Below are 17,041 nucleotides of genomic sequence, written 5' to 3'. Positions count from 1 at the left end.
AGGGGTGACGCCGCTCTTGGCCACCAAATGCATTTCGGCGTGGGTGATCAGCGGGGCGAGGTAGCCGGACAGCTCAGCGGCGACTTCGTCCGCGACCCCGCCGATGGGGTCGGCGACGGCCAGGCCCTCGGCGCGGTGGACGGCGTTGTCCACCAACGCCAGGTCGATGGGGTCCCCAGCCTGGTGCCGAGGGTGGGAGCCAGTCATGAGCGTCACCGTTTGCCACCTCGAAGGAATGGAGGCGCACCGTGATCGTTTGCCTACTGTCGGTGCGGGTGGTGACCAGTACAACGGCGCCCCGCCGTTCCCGCGATGAAAAACAGGGACTGGGCTGCGTGCGGACAACCGGAAAATTTGACCCTCACCCATCTACCGCAGGTCAGCGCGCGGCTACCGTGAAGGGCGTGGCGGCCAACGATGCGCTGAAAGCCCGGATGGTTGAACTCGGTATGACACATGTGGAATTGGCCGAGCGGATGAACGACGCCATCCACACCCTCACCGGCAGCCGGGGCAAGGTCTCCGCGCGCACCGTCCACAATCTGGTGTGCGGGCAGACCGGCTGGCCGCACACCAAGCAGCGCATAGCGTTAGAGATCGTGTTCGGATGCCCGGCCACCGAGCTGGGGTTCACGCCGCGGACCAGCGCGCCCGTGACCGAGCCCCAGGAGAATGACGTGCTTCGCCGTACCTTCGCCGCCGGCGCCACCAGCCTCGTCCTCGGCGCCGCCACCCGCCCCGCCGCAACCGATACCCGCCACCGCATCGGCGCATCTGACATACAGCGCCTGCACGGGAAGTTCGCGCAGATCATCACCCACGACCACCGCCAGGGCGGCCGCCTCACCATCGAAACCCAGGCTCTCGCCATGGCCGGTGAGGCCCTTGGCCTGCTCACCCACGGCAGCGCTTCACAACGCATCCAGAACGCCGTCTACGCCACGGCGGCATCCTTCACATCCTCGGCGATGTGGGCGGCGATCGACGGTCGGCGTTTCGACGCCGCCCAACGCCACTTCGACCGCGCCGCCAGCCTCGCCGTGATGTCCGGCGACCTCACCATCCAGTTCCGCATCTGGTCCCATGCCGGATCGCTCTACCGCCACTTGGGCCGCTGCACCGACGCACTCGCGGCCAACGACGCTGCCCGACGCCTGCCGATCACTCGCCGCGACCCGCTCTTCGCCGCCCTCGGACACGCCCGGCACGCGGCGATCCACGGCATCCAGGGCGACATCGGCGCCATCCACCGCACCCTCGGCCTGGCTCAGGACGCCTACGAGCGTGCACCCGCCGATGAGCCGCGCCCAGTGTGGATGACCGCCTTCTTCGACCGCGCCGAACTGCACTCCCTGGCCACGGCCGCGCACCTGGCCGCCCGCGACTACGCCACCGCCGAAGCCCACGCCCACCGCAGTCTCGCCGCACTGCGCCCGGAGTTGACGCGCACCCGCGCCATCACCTCCGCCCGCCTGGCCGCCGCCCAGCTCGGCCAGGGCGATCTCGGCCCGGCCGTGCGCACGGCCATGGGCATCCCAGAAACGACGCTCGGACACCCGCGCGTGGCCGGGATGCTCGCCGGCTTCGGCCAGACCCTCGCCCAACGCGCCGCCACCAGCTCCCCCGCCCGACTCTGGGATGCCTACGCCCAGGCCCACCACCTCCGGAGGATTCCGTGACCGATCTCGTCCACGCCCGAGACATCGACGACGTCTGGGAGGTCCTGATCGAGGTGTACGCCGACGTTCGCAGGGCTCAGCTCCACGATCCGCACTACAGCGTGGAGCGCTACGCCGAGCGCCTGGCCCGCCACGGCAAAGAGCAGGGCTGGGAAGCGGTCATCGCTTATGAGGACGGCCAGGCGGTCGGTTACGGGTATGCCAACGCGCTCACGCCGGTCGAGGACCGGTGGTGGACCCGTGTCCACCCCCAGCTCGACACGGTCGTCACCTCGCGCTCGACCCTGGGCATCAAGGAGATGATGATCATCGAGCCGTACCGACGCCGGGGTATCGCCAGGGCCATCCACGACGAACTGCTCGCCCTGCGCGACGAACCCCAGGTGTCCCTGATGGTGTCCCCGGCGAATCAGGACGGACGCGTCCAGGCCCTGTACGCCCGCTGGGGGTATGAGGTCGTAGGGCAGAGCCAACCGTCCCCGGACTCGCCGCCGCTCACCGTCATGATCCGCCCCGTGCACCGGAGCTGAGCCCCGGTTGGGCTTTGGACCGCGACCCAGCGGATGCGCTGGCCGCGACGCTTCGCGGCCAGGCCCGCCGAGCGGGCGAGCGCTGCCCATCGCCGTCTCCCTGCCCTCCCCTGCCGGTGGGCGCCCCGTACACGTCCCAGCCCTGCAGGCCGTGCCGGGCTGCTGCCGGGGAGGGCAGCCACACCGCACATCGATGGACGGTCGAACCAGAGCTCCGCATCGACCGCCCCGGTGCAGCGGGCAGACCCTCAGTCGAACCAGCGGTCCCGGGCCAGCTCGGTTGTCCTCGACGGGTCCTCAAGGAGCGCCGCCACCTCGAAGCGCCGTGGCCACTGGCCCGCCGCCCAGGCCAGGCCCGCCGCCACGCCCTCCAGCGTCGCCGCGTGCACCATGCCGTCCGGGGTGCGGCGCCAGTCCAGTTCCACGCCGCCCGCGACCAGTTCGTCGTACTCGACGTACGTCGAAGGGGCCGACGGGCCCAGCAAGGTCCGCACCGACTCAGGGACCTCGTGCTCGACGCCCTCGCCCGACGGCTCCACCGCCGCCGTCTCGCTCAGCCGCCGCACCTGGAACAGCTCCGCCAGATCGCCCGCCCGGCCCGGCTGTACGGGCAGCAGGGCCACCCCGCCCGCCAGCGGCAGCAGGTCCGGCGCGTCGGCGACCACCGCGTCCGCCGCGTCGACCACCACGACCTCGCCGTCCACCACCGCGCGCAGCTCGTCCGGCAGGGTCACCTGTTCCGGGTCGAGGTCGGCCAGCGCCCCGTACAGCGCGTGCAATTGGGACGCGGTGACCGGGCGCTCCGGGTCCGCGAGCCGGTCGAGGAGTTCGGCCGCGCCGCCCGGCTCCTCCAGGAGGGCGCCGACGGACGTCCGTACGCCCAGCGCCCGCAGCACCTGCTCGTCGCCGAACCCGGACGCGTCGGCCGCGTCGTACAGGCCCGCGAGCAGCGGATCGCCGCCCTCCGCCCGCAGCCCCGCGGGCCGGCGCCCGTCGAGCACCGGATGGCCGCGCAGCCACCACGCCGCGTACGAACGGACCGTCTCCGTCGTGCCGTCCGGCAGCAGCACCCGCAGCGGCTGCGTCAGCGCGTCCCGCAGCGGCGGGCGCGACAGCATCGCCAGCGCCTGCGGCCAGCAGTCGTCGTCGACCAGATCGAGGTCCCGTACCGCGACGATCTCCGTGGCGACCGGCGGCACCGGCGTGTCGGGCAGCCGGTCGAGCACGTCCTCGCACCACACGTCCACGGCGTCCAGCAGCCCCGCGTCGTCCGGCTCCGCGAAGTCGCCCTCGCGAGGCTCCAGTTCGTCGGGGTCGAGGACGACATCGGTGGCGCGTACGAGAGCGAAGGTGGCGAGCACCCCGCACGCGGCCAGCGGCTGTTCGCCCCAGCGCGCCGCCAGCTCCTCGTCGACGAAGGCGAGTTCGTCCTCCCGCATGACCTGCGCGAAGGGACTGCCGGGCAGCACCAGCTCGCCGGCCGGCGCCAACTCGCCCTCCTCGTCGGGCAGGGCGAGCGCGCCGAGCCACGGCTCGTCGCCGGCCGCGAGGTTCGCGTCCCGCACCAGGGTGAGGACGACGTCCGCCAACTCCTCGGCGTCCAGCGCCTCCTCGTCCCACGTGTCGTCGTCGAGCGAGGCGGCGACCGCGGCCCGCACCTGCGGCGTCGTCAGGACGGCGCGGGGCGTGGCCGGCAGCGCGCCGAGCTTCTCGAGCAGCGGATGCACCGCGTCGGGGTGGGCGACCTTCAGGCCGAGCCGCGCCAGGGCCGCGGGGTCGCGCTCGTCGCCCGAGGCGGGCAGCAGCACCTGCCGGGGCCCGATCGTCGTACGCGCCCGGGACGCGCCCCCCGTGCCCCCCGTGCCCCCCGCCAGCGGCACCGGCAGCCCCGAAAGCCGCTCCGGGTCGACCCCGGCCAGCGTGTCGTACAGCCGCCGCCACCAGTCGGGCTCCCGCTCCAGACCCGCGAGCCGGTCGATCGCCTCGGTGAGCGGCACCCGGGCGACGCCCAGGGTGCGCAGCTCGGCCCGGCGTTCGAGCCCGGCGGGCAGCAGACTCGGCAGCACCTCGGCGAGCACCCGCACGGTGTCGGCGCCGGCGCCCTCCACGACCTCCGCGTCCCGCGGCCGGAGCGCCTCGGGCAGCGCGTCGTCCTCGTCGCCGAACTCGTCGTCGTGCGCTTCGCGGGGCAGGGCGGGCGGCAGGAAGGCGGTGCGGGGCAGCAGTTCGAGTACGGCCTGCCGGAGCGCCCCGTCGAGCTCACTGCGCCCCAACGGCCCCGGCACCAGCGAAATGATCTCCTCGGCCACGGGCCGCCACGCGGCGAGCAGCTCGACGTACGCCTCCGCCGCGCACCGCACGAGGAAGTCGGTGAGCGGCCCGGGCGCGGCGTGCCGTCGCGCGGTGTCCAGCGGGAACGAGGCGATGAGCAACGCCGGTACGCCCAGCGGCTCGTCGCTCGGCGTCGGCGCGTGCACGACCGGAGTGGTGCGCGGTTTCACGGGGGCGCCGTCGGGGCCCGCGGGCACCGCCCAGGTGACGGACCAGTGGGGGCGAAGCCGCTCCTCGACCGGCCGGTCCTTGAGCAGCTCGGGCTCCAGGGCGCCCTGCCGGCTGACGGTGCGCCACCGCGTCGTACCGTCCCGGCTGTCCTCGACGACGGTGTACGGGGCCTCGGCGCGGCGGCGCAGGGTGCGCACGGCGCCGTCCGGCGTCTCGACGCTCACCTCGTCGAGGCCGGGGAGCGCGAGCAGCAGCGCGTCGTCGATGCCGTCGAGCAGCCGGGCGACCAGGTCCTCGGCGGCGGCGTCGCGCAACGGCAGGATGACGACGGTGTCGTACCCCTCGGGGGCGATGCCCTCGGCGGCCAGCGGAAGCCGCAGCAGCGGCACGTGACCGTCCCTGCGCCGCACTTCATCCCCGAGCCCGGGGCTGAACCGGGCGGTCTCCGCGGCCAGTTCGCGTGCCTCGGTCAGCGACCAGCGGACGCCGCCGGTCCTGCCGACCACGGCGGGCTCGTCACTGACCGCGAGAACGGCGGCGAACCCCACCCCGAACCTGCCGACGCTGTGCCGCTGTTGCTCGGCGGTCTCCTCCCGCTTCGCGGAGGCGCGCAGGGTCGACAGGGACTCGACGCCGGCGGCGTCCAGCGGGGCGCCGCGGTTCGCGGCGGCGAGGACGCCGTCGCGCAGCGTCAGGGCGAGCCGTCCGGGGACGCCCGCGCGGGCGGCGGCGTCCGACGCGTTCTGGGCGAGCTCCACGACGAGCCGGTCGCGGTAGCCGCCGAGGGCGAGGTCCTCCTCGGCGTTGGCGTCCTCACGGAACCGGGCCGGGGCCGCGGCCCACGCGTCGAGGACTCCGCGGCGGAGGCGGGCGGTGCCGAAGGGGTCGGTACCCTCGGCCGCCGGCCACACGTTCTTGCTCACGGTCGTCTCTCTCCTCTGCGTCCACACACGATCCGGCCCCGCACGCCGGCCCACCCGGCGAGGCACACGACACGCCCCATCACCGGAAGGTCCCGGTCGGTAGCCGGTCTTGGTCCTACGAAGAGTACGGGGACGCATGCGCTCGGCTTGCCCAGACTGCTCCGCCTCGCCTGGTGGCGGGGGGGCGGACCTCGGGGCGAGTCTCGTCCGCCCGCGAACGGGGGCGTGCCCGGGCGGGAGCCGCTTGGCGATTCACCCAGCCGCCCCGCCCTACCTCGCGGTGAACGGTGACAGGGGCGAGGGGGCCGCTTCGCGGTGAGGGGAGGTTGGGGGGCACTTAGCGGTTCGCTCAGCCTGCCCGCCTGGCGGCGAAGGGTGGGTGCACGCCAAGCCGCTGGACCCCGCCGACGGCGGTCCTCGGGGCGAGTCTCGTCCGTCCGGGAACGGGGGCGTGGCCCGCATTCGGCGAGTCCCGGCCGGACCGGGCACCGGACGGGACGACCGCCACCGCCCGTGGCGTGCTCAAGCCGGGTTACGGGACCGTCGGAGGTGGGCGGCGCGCCGCGACCAGGCGCAGGCCGCCCCGGACGAGTTGCCGGGGCCCCTGGGTCGGGAGCGGGCGCAGGGCGAGTTACGGGCGCACGCCAAGCCGGGCACCGGACGGGACGACCGCCGCCACCCGTGGCGTGCTCAAGACGGGTTACGGGAACGTCGGAGGCGGGCGGGCGTCAGTCCGCGAGTGGCGCGGCGCGAACAGGTGCAGCCTGCCCCGGGGGGCGGGCGTCGGGCGCGTCGCGGGCACACGGCCGGGTTCAGGCCCGGCGCCCAGCCGTACGTGCCGGATGCCGGAACCGAACCGTCACCCGTTGCCGGAACTACGAGTGGCCCAGGTCCTCGCTCGGCCCCGCCACACTCACCGAACCGGAGTCCGCCGAGGGGCGCAGCGGCAGTACGTCCACCCGGGTCTCGTCCAGGACCGGCGGCGCCGGCCGCGGCGGCTTCGGCATGACCGCCGCCTCCGAGTGCCCCCCGCACCCGTACGACAACGACACGACCTGCCCGTCCGCGGGCCCGAACTCATTGGCGCAGATACCGAACGCCTGACCGAGCGAACCGCCGATCCGTACGAGGAAGCCACAGCTGACGCACGCCGCCGGCGCCGCCTGCGCCATCGCCGTCTTCGCGCCGTGGACCTCGTCCCAGCGGTCCGCCGCCACATGCAGGCCGTACCGCGAGAGCACCCGCGCCCGCCGCATGCCCAGCTCCTCGGCAACCGCCGCGATCGAACCCCGCGCCGGCGGCACCGGCAGCTCGGCGGGCGAGCCCGCCGTGACCTCGGCGTCCTCCGCCTCGACGAGCTCGGCCATCTCCTGCGACACCACGGAGTTCGGCGGCGGCTCCTCCTCCCCCGAGTAACCGGGTTCGAGGCGCAGATCCTCCGCGTCCGTCGGCAGCAGGTCGCCCGGCCCCATGTCGCCCGGCCGGAGCCGCTCGCTCCACGGCACCCACTCGGGGGCGAGGAGCGCGTCGGAGCCGGGCAGCAGCACCGTCTCGTCGAGCGTGACGACCTTCGCCCGTGAGGCACGGGCGACCGTCACCGCCCAGCGCCAGCCGCGGTAACCGAATTCCTTGCACTCGAAGAGGTGCGTGACGACGCGGTCGCCCTCGACGACGACTTCGACATGCTCGCCGACCACACCGGGCGCGGCGGCCTCCTCGGCCGCGGCCCGCGCCAGGCCGACCGCCTCGGCGCACAAGCGGTCCGGGGTACGCGGGGTGCGCGGGGTACGGCTTCGCGTTGTCGCTGCGCTCACAAGTATCGCTTCTCTCCTACGCCGTCTCACGAGTGCGCCACCCTTACGCGGGAGAGCGGACGGAGCGGACCAGAGGGCCGCGTCAACGTCCGCGCCCGACGTTCCGGGGCGCACCTACGTCACCCATTCTGCGGGATGACCGAGAGGCGCGCGGCCAAGAACAACCGCCGCGGCGCGCTACGCACGCTACCTTCTCCTGGCCCCTGGGCCTACACCGACGTACGTCGTCGCGTCCCGAGCCGTCCTCCGGCCGTCGGATCGGTACCGCCTTCCCCGTGCCATCTCCCCCGGCTCCACACCCCGATGCGCCCCCGCTCCGCGGTGTTTTCCCCACCCACCCGCCCACATCACACCCCCCGCAAACGGGTGGCCCAACGGAACAAACACGCGTCGCGGAGCAAACGGGTGGGCGGGCGCACACCCCGCCGCGAAGCGGCGAAGCGGACCAGCCGGGCGGTGCCGGGGGGGCGAAGGGCGCCGTACGCCCACCCCACATCGCGGAGCAAACGGGCGGGCGGGCGGGAAACCCGCCGCGGAGCGGCGAAGCACACCAGCCACGCGGTGCCGAGGAGCGAAAGGCGCCGTACGCCCACCCCACGTCGCGGAGCAAACGGGCGGGAAACCCGCCGCGGAGCGGCGAAGCACACCAGCCACGCGGCGCCGGGGGCGAAAGGCGGCATACGCCCACCCCACATCGCGGAGCAAACGGGCGGGCGGGCGGGAAACCCGCCGCGGAGCGGCGAAGCAGACCAGCCACGCGGCGCCGAGGAGCAAAAGGCGCCGTACGCCCACCCCACATCGCGGGGCAAACGGGCGGGTGGGTGGGCACCCCGCCGCGGAGCGGCGAAGCAGACCAGCCGCCCGTCGCGGGGAGCCAACGCGGGGCCACCACGCCGGGCAACCGGCGAAAAGGGCCCCGCCGCGGAGCGGCGGAGAGGTTCGCCACGGCTCACAGCCAGTATTCGCACTAGCCGCCCCCCAACAGGGCACTATGACGGAGTGGCCCCCACCAGGTCGATGTCCGTAGGAACCGTCTCGCCGGGCCCGGCGAGGCGGACCGCCCGCGCGCTGGGCCGCGCCCTGCACCTCCCGTTCACCGGCACGGCCCGCGGCATCCGCAAGGTCACCCACGCCCACGGAGCGGGCGAGTCGGGCCTCGGCAAGCTCATCGAACTGCACGCGGTGAACGGCGCCGGCGACGTCATGATCACCGTCGCCCTCGCCTCCACCGTCTTCTTCTCGGTGCCGACCGACGAGGCCCGCGGCCGCGTCGCGCTCTACCTCGCCATCACCATGGCGCCGTTCACCCTCCTCGCCCCCGTCATCGGCCCCCTCCTGGACCGCCTCCCGCACGGCCGCCGCGCCGCGATGGCGGGCGCGATGCTGGCCCGCGCCCTGCTGGCCCTGGTCCTCTCGGGCGCCGTCGCGACCGGCAGCGTCGAGCTGTACCCGGCCGCGCTCGGCGTGCTCGTCGCCTCGAAGGCGTACGGCGTGGTGCGAAGCGCCGTCGTACCGCGGCTCCTGCCGCTCGGCTTCTCGCTGGTCAAGGCCAACTCGCGGGTCACCCTCGGCGGCCTCCTCGCCACCGCCGTCGCGGCGCCCGCGGGCGCCGGGCTGCAGGCGCTCGGACCCCGCTGGCCGCTCTACGGCGCCTTCGTGATCTTCATCTCCGGCATGTTCCTGTCCTTCTCGCTGCCCCGGAAGGTCGACTCGTCCAAGGGCGAGAGCAAGGCGCTGCTCGCCGCCGACGAGGAGCACCTGCACCTGCACGCCCGCACCGAAGCCGCCGGGGACACGACCCGCAAACGGCGCATGGGCCTGCGTACCGTCGGCCCCGCCGTCACCCACGCCCTGGTCGCCAACGCCGCCCTGCGCTGCCTCTCCGGCTTCCTGATCTTCTTCCTCGCCTTCCTCCTCCGCGAGCACCCCCTCGCGGGCCAGAGCGCCGCGGTCTCCCTCGGCATAGTGGGTGTCTCGGCGGGCGCGGGAAACGCCCTGGGCACGGCCGTCGGCGCCTGGCTCAAGTCACGGGCGCCCGAGGTCATCATCGTGACCGTCGTCGCCGTGGTCCTGGCCGTCGCCGTGACGTCCGCCCTGTTCTTCAGCGCCGTAGGCGTCGCCTGCCTGGGCGCCTGCGCCGGCTTCGCGCAGGCCCTGTCCAAGCTCTCCCTGGACGCCCTGCTCCAACGGGACGTACCCGAACAGGTCCGCACCTCCGCCTTCGCCCGTTCGGAGACGCTGCTCCAGATGGCCTGGGTGCTGGGCGGCGGCATCGGCATCGTCCTGCCCCTGATCGGCCCCCTGGGCCTCTCGGTGGCGGCGGCGATCGTAGCCATCGGCTGGCTCACCACGGCCCGAGGCCTCCTGACGTCCTCCCACCGCACGGACCCACACCGCTCCCGGGTGAAATGAGGAAGAGCGCCCAGCCACCCCCACACCCCCTCCCTTCACCGCGCCACCCCAAAGCGAAGCCGCCCACCCCACAGCGAAGCCGCCCACGCCACAGCGCAGCCGCCCACGCCACGGCACGCCCGCCACCCCCGAGTAACAACACCCCACGACGCGCCCGATAGCCTTCGCCCATGACCTCCCTGCTCCGCGGCGGAGCCGCGAATGTGAACAGCGCGGCGCGCCGCCGCCGCACCGTGGCCGCGCTTGGCGCCGTCTCCGCCGGACTCCTCGTCCTCTCCGCCTGTGACAAGCCGACGCCGCTGGCCACCGTGACGGTCGGCAGCGACTCGGTGCACACCGAAGCCTCCTGCTACAACGACGGCAAGGAGCTGGAGACGTCGCAGCTGAAGCCCTGCCTGCAGGACAAGGACGTCAAGACCATCAAGGTCGACCCCGACGAGAAGGTCCGCTTCGGCGTCGACCCCGAGATCGCCGACAAGGGCTGGACGCTGCTGATGAACGGTCAGCCGCTGACCGAGGCCAGCAAGAAGACGTACGTCGTCATCCCCGGCAGCGTCTTCTTCAACCAGCAGTACGGCGGTGGCGGCAGCAAGTCGACCGTCAGCCTCCTCGAGGGCGGCAAGGGCTCCGGTACGAAGGCCACGGGCCTGTGGTCGTTCAAGTTCGAGAAGGACTCCTGACCACGGACACCCGGCACACGGACACCCGGCAGAACACCCGCGTCCTCGTCGCCACCGCCGTCCCCGCCGAACGGGACGCGGTGGCCCGGGCGCTGCCCCCGTCCGGGGCCATCGACGTGCTGGCCGTGGGCGTGGGCCCGGCCGCGGCCGCGGCGGGAACGGCGACCGCACTCGCCCGCGCCGAGGCCACCGGCCACCCCTACGGCCTCGTCGTCTCCGCGGGCATCGGCGGCGGCTTCGCACCCGACGCCCCCGTCGGCTCCCTGATCGTCGCCGACGAGATCACCGTCGCCGACCTGGGCGCGGAGACCCCGGACGGCTTCGCCCCCGTCACCGAACTCGGCTTCGGCGCCATCACGCACCGCCCACCCCCCGCCCTCGTACGGGAGACGGCCGACGCCTGCGCTGCCGCAACCGGCACCGACACCGACACCGTCCAGACCGGCACCGTCCAGACCGCCACCGTCCTGACTGTCTCCACCGTGACCGGCTCCGCCGACCGCGCCGCCGAGCTGCGGCGACGCCATCCGCGGGCCCTGGCCGAGGCGATGGAGGGATTCGGCGTCGCCGAGGCGGCGGCCCTGCACGGCCTGCCCGTCCTGGAGATCCGCGCGGTCTCCAACCCCGTCGGCCCCCGCGACCGCGCCGCCTGGCGGATCGGCGACGCGCTGGCCGCGCTGAGCGACGCGTTCGGGAAGTGCGCGCCGGTACTGAGGAGTTGGAACACACATGACTGACCCCCTGAACCCCACCCCCGCGGCCACCCCCACCCCCGGCCCCCTGCGCATCGCGTACTCCCCCTGCCCCAACGACACGTTCGTCTTCGACGCGTGGGCGCACGGCAGGGTGCCCGGCGCCCCCGAGCTGGACGTGACGTTCGCGGACATCGACATCACCAACGGCATCGCGGAACGCGCGGCGGCCACCCACTCCTCGACCCCCGAGGACCTGACCGCCTCCCCGGCCCTGGACGTCCTGAAGGTCTCGTACGCCGTGCTCCCGTATGTCCTGGACGAGTACGCGCTGCTGCCCTGCGGCGGCGCGCTCGGCCGGGGCTGCGGTCCGCTGGTCCTCACCCGGGAGCCGGACGTCGACCTCACGGGCCGGACGGTCGCCGTGCCCAGCGAGAAGTCGACGGCGTATCTGCTCTTCCGGCTGTGGGCGGCGGACACGCTGTCCGACGGCGGCGTCGGCGAGATCGTGGTGATGCCCTTCGACCAAATCATGCCGGCGGTGCGCGACGGAAAGGTCGACGCGGGCCTGGTCATCCACGAGGCGCGCTTCACGTACCAGAACTACGGCCTGCACCGCCTCGCCGACATGGGCGAGCACTGGGAGGCCACGACGGGCCTGCCCATCCCGCTGGGCGCGATCATCGCGAGGCGGAGCCTCGGCGCGGCGGCGCTGGAGCACCTCGCCGAGGCGACCCGCACGTCGGTCCGCATGGCGTGGGACGACCCGGAGGCCTCCCGCCCGTACGTCCTGGCGCACGCCCAGGAGATGGACCCCTCGGTGGCGGACCAGCACATCGGCCTGTACGTCAACGAGTTCACGGCCGACCTCGGCGAGGACGGCTACGCGGCGGTGCGGGGTCTCCTCACGCGTGCCGCGGCCGAGGGACTCGTACCGCCCCTCGGCCCGGACGCCCTGGCGTTCCCCTAGCGGAATTCGAGCGGCTCTCCCCGAAGACTGGACACGCCGTACAAGGACCGGACGCGCTATACGTCGAGTTGGTCCGCGACCGCCCGCAGCAGGCCCGCGATCTTCGCGCCGGACGCCTTGTCGGGGTAGCGGCCCTTCTCCAGCATCGGCGTGATGTTTTCGAGCAGGGTCGTCAAATCCTGGACGATCGAGGCCAGTTCATCGGGCTTACGGCGCTGCGCGGCCGCCACCGACGGGGTCGGGTCGAGAATCGCCACGGAAAGGGCCTGGTCACCGCGTTGTCCGGCGACGACGCCGAATTCAACGCGCTGGCCGGGCTTGAGTGTGTCGACGCCGGCGGGCAGTACTGAGGAGTGCACGAAGACGTCGCCGCCGTCGTCGCGGGAGAGAAAGCCGAAGCCCTTCTCGCTGTTGAACCACTTGACCTTGCCGGTAGGCACGTGAAGTCCTCGTCCTCGTACTCGTCGTACTCGTCTGTGCCGGTTGCGCCCCGTCCGGTACGGCGGAGCGAAAACGGCTCTGGATAGCACTACAGCGGGTCGCTCGACCCGCCGGAACCAAGACTATTGGTCCGGGGGCCGGTGACAAGACGTCCCCGGATTCTTCCTTCGCGCTGGGAACTACCCTGGTGGGGTGCGTGACAAAACCCAAGCGAATTCCGCCGGACCGGGCGATGGAATGGTCCGGACCGGAGCAATCGTCTTCTTCGTCGGAGCCGTGGCCACACTGGTCACGGTGGCCCCGCTGTTCCTGGGCACCGACCCCTTTCCGTCCATCGCGTACGCGGTGTGCATGCTGATGGGCGTCGGCTTCCTCATCGCCGGGGCCGGCGTGCTCCGCGGCATCGCCTCCCAGCGACGCCAGGCCCGCGGCGGCACCGGCTGACGACCCACCTCCCGACGCGAACCGGCCGGGCACGGCTCCGGATCAGCCGGCGCTGAACCAGCCGGCGCCGGACCAGCCGGTGCCGAACCAGCCCGCGCCGAACCAGCCCCCGCCGAACTAGCCGTCGGCGCCCCGCGCCACGTACGCGTCGAGCCAGGCCGGGAACTCCGCGAGGCCGCCGAGGACCACGTGCGCGCCCGCCGCGCGCAGTTCCGCTGCGTCGCACGGTCCGGTCGCCACCGCGACGGACAGCGCGCCCGCCGTACGCGCACCGCGTACGTCGCCGGTGTGGTCCCCGACGTACACCGACGCGTCGTGCTCGCGCAGCGCCTCGGCCTTCGCCTCCGCCCACAGCCAGCCGATGACGGCGTCCGCCTCGATGCCGAGGTGCGACAGGTGCAGCTTCGCGTTGGGCTCGTGCTTGGCGGTCACCACGATCGCGCGGCCGCCGTGCGCGTGGACGGCGGCGACGGCCTCGCGGGCACCGGCCATCGCGAGCGTCGGCTCGATCGCGTGTGTGGTGTAGATCTCACGGTAGAGGTCGCCCGTCTCCCGGATCGCCTCCTCCGGAAACCAGTTCCGCAGCTCCTCCTCCAGGGGCGGGCCGAGCCGGGTCACGGCCAGGTCGGCGTCGACGTACGTGCCCGTCCTCGCGGAAAGCGCCTCGTAGGCGGCCTTGATACCGGGCCGGGAGTCGATCAGGGTCATGTCGAGGTCGAAGCCGACGGTCAGGGTGTGTGAGCTCATGGACCCATTCTGCCGAGGGTGACGGCCCCGCCCGCCCGTAGACTTAGCCAAGCCTTACCGAGCCCCACCGGCCCCGTAACTCCCGCCGAGCCGCCGCGTCCCGCCCCGTGCCGTCCTCTCCCGGAAACGAGCCCAGCCGATGCGTGTGCCCGTCCGACGTGCCGCCGTGCTGGCGGCGGCCGTCGTGGCCCTGCTGCTCGCCGTCCTGCTCAGCCTCGCCGTCGGCGCCCGCGCGGTGGCCCCCTCCGCCGTGCTCGACGCGCTGCTGCACGGCGGGCACGGGGGGCACGGCGGGTCCGCCGAGGTGGTCCGCGAGATGCGGGTGCCGCGCACCGTGATCGGCGTGCTGGTGGGCGCCTCGCTCGCGCTGGCCGGCACGGTGCTGCAGGGCATGACCCGCAATCCGATCGCCGACCCCGGCATCCTCGGCATCAGCCAGGGCGCCTCCGTCGGCGTCGTCCTCGCCATCGCCTTCGCCGGGGTGCACACGCTGCCCGGCTACGTCTGGTGGGCGTTCACCGGCGCCGGGGCGGCCTCCGTCGCCGTCCACGCGATCGCGGCGGCGGGCCGTGGCGGCGCGACACCGGTCAAACTCGCCCTCGGCGGCGCCGCGATCAACGCGCTCCTCGTCTCCGTGACGACCGCGGTGCTCACCACCCGGGCCGCCGCGCTCGACGAGTTCCGGTTCTGGCAGGTCGGCTCGCTCTCCGGCCGGGACGCCGGGATCGTCGGCCAACTCTGGCCGTTCCTCCTCGTCGGCCTGGTGCTCGTCCTCGCCGTCGCCCGCGGCCTCGACGCGCTCGCGCTCGGCGAGGACGTCGCCAAGGGGCTCGGCCAGAACGTCGCGGCGGTCCGGGTGGTCGGCGGGATCGGTGCGACGGTCCTGACCGGGGCCGGTGTGGCCGCCGCCGGACCGATCGCCTTCATCGGCCTCGCCGTCCCGCACATCGCCCGCGCCCTCATCGGCACCGACCACCGCTGGGTGCTGCCGCTCGCCGCCACGCTCGGCCCGGTGATGCTGCTGGTCTCCGACACGGCCGGACGCATCGTCTTCCCACCCGGCGAGGTCCCCGCGGGCGTGATGACCGCGCTCATCGGGGTCCCCTTCCTGGTGACCCTGGCACGCCGCAGAACGGTTGCCGCGTGACCGCGCCGCCCGCACGCCGGAGGGTGGTGGTGGCCTCATGACCTTCGCGCCGCTCACCGGCCGGAAGCAGCCCGCGTCCCGGGGCCGGCCCGCCGGTCACGTGGTGGTCCGGTTGCGTCGGGCCACCTTCCTCGTGCACCGGCGGGCCGCCACCGTGGCCGCCGTGCTCGGGCTGCTGCTCGGTGCGGGCTGCCTGGCCTACCTCTGCGTCGGCGAGTCCTTCGTGCCGCCCGGCGAGGTGGTGAAGGTGCTCCTCGGGCGGCCCTCCCCCGACGAGCTGGTCGTGGGCACGCTGCGCGAACCCCGTATGACCGTAGGGCTGTTGGCGGGCGTCGCGTTCGGCGTGGCCGGTGCGCTCATCCAGACCGTGGCCCGCAACCCGCTCGCCAGCCCCGACATCATCGGCATCAGCCAGGGCGCGAGCGCGCTGACAGTCGGCGCGCTGACGTACGGGGTCACCTCGTACACCGTCCTGCCCTACCTGTCCGTGCTCGGCGGCATCGCGGCCGCGGCCCTCGTGTACGTCTTCGCGTGGCGCGGCGGCCTGCACGCCGCCCGCTTCGTCCTCATCGGCATCGGTTTCGCCGTCGCCCTGCGCTCGGTGACGACTCTCTTCATGACCAAGGGCGACTACCTCGTCGCCCAGCAGGCGCAGATCTGGATGACCGGCTCCCTCAACGGCCGCGGCCGCGCCGAGGCTCTCCCCCTCGCCCTGACCCTGCTCGTCCTGCTCCCCTGCGTCCTGTGGGCGGCCCGCGCGCAGCGCGAGGTCACCCTGGACGACGACACGGCGACGGCCCTCGGGACGCGCCTGGGACACGTACGCCTGGGCCTGGTCCTGCTCGGCGTCGTCCTCGCCTCGGTCGCCACCGGCGCCGCGGGACCGGTCGACTTCGTCGCGCTCCTCGCCCCGCAGACCGCCCGCCGGCTGACCCGCACCGCACAGATCCCGTTGTTGAGTTCGGCGCTGCTCGGCGCCCTGATCGTCGTCGTCGCCGACCTGCTGGCCCGCCGCCTCCTCGCGCCCACCGAACTCCCCGTGGGCGTCCTGACGGCGGCGGTCGGCGCCCCGTATCTGATCTGGCTGATCGTGCGCGGCCACCGCACCGGCGCCAGCCGTTCCGTCCGCACCGGCACCAGCCGTTCCATCCGCACCGGAGGCCCGTCGTGACCGCCGCCCGTCTCACGGCCCGCGCGCTGACCCTCGCCTACGAGGACCGTACCGTCGTCGAGGGCCTCGACCTGGCGATCCCCGACGGCCGGGTCACGGTGATCGTCGGCCCCAACGCCTGCGGCAAGTCCACGACGCTGCGGGCGCTCGGCCGGCTCCTCAGACCGAGGAGCGGCGCCGTGCTCCTGGACGGCGCGTCGCTCGCCGGGCTCCCCACGAAGAGGATCGCCCAGCAGATCGGGCTGCTCCCGCAGACCCCGGCCGCCCCCGAGGCGATCACCGTCGCCGACCTCGTCGCCCGCGGCCGCCAGCCGCACCAGCGCTGGTGGAGACAGTGGTCCGACGACGACGAGCGTGCGGTGACCGAGGCGATGGCCCGTACCGACGTGAGCGCCCTCGCGGAGCGCCCCGTCGACGAACTCTCCGGCGGCCAGCGCCAGCGCGTATGGATCGCGATGGCCCTCGCCCAGGACACCGGCCTGCTGCTCCTGGACGAGCCCACCACCTACCTGGACATCTCCCACCAGGTCGAAGTCCTCGACCTGGTACGTCAGTTGGCGGCGCCGACGCCGCAGGGCGAACCGGGCCGCACGGTCGTCGTGGTCCTGCACGACCTCAACCAGGCGGCGCGGTACGCGGACCACCTGGTCGCCATGAAGGCGGGCGAGGTCGTCGCCGAGGGCGCCCCCGCGAAGATCGTCACCCGGGATCTCGTACGGGAGGTCTTCGGCCTGGACTGCGTGGTGGTCCCGGACCCGGTGACGGGGTCCCCCCTGGTCGTCCCCGGACCCCCCTGGTCCGCGCCCCCAGCGCCACCACCCCCGCGTGAGCCGCACCCTCGCCCCCAGCGCCCCCAGCGCCCCCAGCGCCCCCAGGCCTCATGAAAGGC

General features: G+C 73.7%; 15 protein-coding genes. 10 read left to right on the top strand and 5 right to left on the bottom strand.

Annotation, left to right across the window (positions count from 1 at the left end; genetic code table 11):
* Positions 1-207: hypothetical protein (locus ACFYO9_RS38635; RefSeq protein WP_358779123.1), on the bottom strand; the 207-nt coding region annotated here is incomplete at its 3' end.
* Between the two features lie 197 nt (positions 208-404).
* Between ACFYO9_RS38635 and ACFYO9_RS38630 the strand changes: the two genes are divergently transcribed.
* Both ACFYO9_RS38630 and ACFYO9_RS38625 read left to right on the top strand, forming a co-directional pair.
* Complete coding sequence (locus ACFYO9_RS38630) at positions 405-1,679, top strand: XRE family transcriptional regulator (protein ID WP_358779122.1); 1,275 nt, start codon at positions 405-407, stop codon at positions 1,677-1,679.
* Positions 1,676-2,209 (top strand): GNAT family N-acetyltransferase, encoded by a 534-nt coding sequence (locus ACFYO9_RS38625; RefSeq protein ID WP_358779121.1) that lies wholly within the window; start codon positions 1,676-1,678, stop codon positions 2,207-2,209. The genes ACFYO9_RS38630 and ACFYO9_RS38625 overlap by 4 nt, the downstream gene beginning before the upstream one ends.
* Before the next feature lie 248 nt (positions 2,210-2,457).
* Here the strand turns inward: ACFYO9_RS38625 and ACFYO9_RS38620 are convergent, their stop codons facing one another.
* On the bottom strand, positions 2,458-5,634 hold the full coding sequence (locus ACFYO9_RS38620; protein ID WP_358779120.1) for a sacsin N-terminal ATP-binding-like domain-containing protein: 3,177 nt from the start codon (positions 5,632-5,634) through the stop codon (positions 2,458-2,460).
* A gap of 875 nt (positions 5,635-6,509) precedes the next feature.
* Positions 6,510-7,448 (bottom strand): DUF3027 domain-containing protein, encoded by a 939-nt coding sequence (locus tag ACFYO9_RS38615; protein ID WP_355807939.1) that lies wholly within the window; start codon positions 7,446-7,448, stop codon positions 6,510-6,512.
* 1,017 nt (positions 7,449-8,465) lie between these two features.
* On the opposite strand from ACFYO9_RS38615, the gene ACFYO9_RS38610 reads away from it, so the two are divergent.
* From ACFYO9_RS38610 to ACFYO9_RS38595, 4 genes are all read left to right on the top strand, one after another.
* Positions 8,466-9,860 carry an MFS transporter gene (locus tag ACFYO9_RS38610; RefSeq protein ID WP_358779127.1) on the top strand — a complete coding sequence of 465 codons (1,395 nt, stop codon included), beginning with the start codon at positions 8,466-8,468 and terminating at the stop codon, positions 9,858-9,860.
* Between the two features lie 170 nt (positions 9,861-10,030).
* Positions 10,031-10,540, top strand: coding sequence for a DUF2771 domain-containing protein (locus ACFYO9_RS38605; protein WP_355807941.1), 510 nt, complete (start codon positions 10,031-10,033; stop codon positions 10,538-10,540).
* On the top strand, positions 10,510-11,277 hold the full coding sequence (locus ACFYO9_RS38600; protein ID WP_388667330.1) for a futalosine hydrolase: 768 nt from the start codon (positions 10,510-10,512) through the stop codon (positions 11,275-11,277). The genes ACFYO9_RS38605 and ACFYO9_RS38600 overlap by 31 nt, the downstream gene beginning before the upstream one ends.
* Positions 11,270-12,202, top strand: a complete 933-nt coding sequence (locus ACFYO9_RS38595; protein ID WP_358779119.1) for a 1,4-dihydroxy-6-naphthoate synthase — start codon at positions 11,270-11,272, stop codon at positions 12,200-12,202. Before ACFYO9_RS38600 ends, ACFYO9_RS38595 begins: the two co-directional genes overlap by 8 nt.
* 56 nt (positions 12,203-12,258) lie before the next feature.
* Here ACFYO9_RS38595 and ACFYO9_RS38590 read toward each other — a convergent pair whose 3' ends face one another.
* Entirely contained in the window at positions 12,259-12,642 is a 384-nt protein-coding gene (locus tag ACFYO9_RS38590) for a cold-shock protein (protein ID WP_076685560.1), read from the bottom strand.
* Positions 12,643-12,835: 193 nt separating this feature from the next.
* Between ACFYO9_RS38590 and ACFYO9_RS38585 the strand changes: the two genes are divergently transcribed.
* Positions 12,836-13,087 carry a hypothetical protein gene (locus ACFYO9_RS38585; protein WP_358779118.1) on the top strand — a complete coding sequence of 84 codons (252 nt, stop codon included), beginning with the start codon at positions 12,836-12,838 and terminating at the stop codon, positions 13,085-13,087.
* A 117-nt stretch (positions 13,088-13,204) separates the two neighbouring features.
* Here ACFYO9_RS38585 and ACFYO9_RS38580 read toward each other — a convergent pair whose 3' ends face one another.
* Positions 13,205-13,834, bottom strand: coding sequence for an HAD hydrolase-like protein (locus ACFYO9_RS38580; protein WP_358779117.1), 630 nt, complete (start codon positions 13,832-13,834; stop codon positions 13,205-13,207).
* A gap of 139 nt (positions 13,835-13,973) precedes the next feature.
* Between ACFYO9_RS38580 and ACFYO9_RS38575 the strand changes: the two genes are divergently transcribed.
* Genes ACFYO9_RS38575 through ACFYO9_RS38565 form a run of 3 tightly spaced genes read left to right on the top strand, consistent with a single transcriptional unit; the run spans position 13,974 to position 17,036 of the window.
* Complete coding sequence (locus ACFYO9_RS38575; RefSeq protein ID WP_358779116.1) at positions 13,974-14,981, top strand: iron ABC transporter permease; 1,008 nt, start codon at positions 13,974-13,976, stop codon at positions 14,979-14,981.
* 37 nt (positions 14,982-15,018) lie between these two features.
* Positions 15,019-16,152, top strand: coding sequence for an iron chelate uptake ABC transporter family permease subunit (locus tag ACFYO9_RS38570; protein ID WP_358779115.1), 1,134 nt, complete (start codon positions 15,019-15,021; stop codon positions 16,150-16,152).
* Positions 16,149-17,036, top strand: a complete 888-nt coding sequence (locus tag ACFYO9_RS38565; RefSeq protein ID WP_358779114.1) for an ABC transporter ATP-binding protein — start codon at positions 16,149-16,151, stop codon at positions 17,034-17,036. Before ACFYO9_RS38570 ends, ACFYO9_RS38565 begins: the two co-directional genes overlap by 4 nt.
* The last annotated feature ends 5 nt before the right edge of the window (positions 17,037-17,041 follow it).

This window comes from Streptomyces sp. NPDC005863 (assembly GCF_042871345.1).
Lineage (GTDB): Bacteria > Actinomycetota > Actinomycetes > Streptomycetales > Streptomycetaceae > Streptomyces.
Note: the sequence above shows the minus strand (reverse complement) of the source record. Positions and strands in the feature narration are given on the sequence as shown.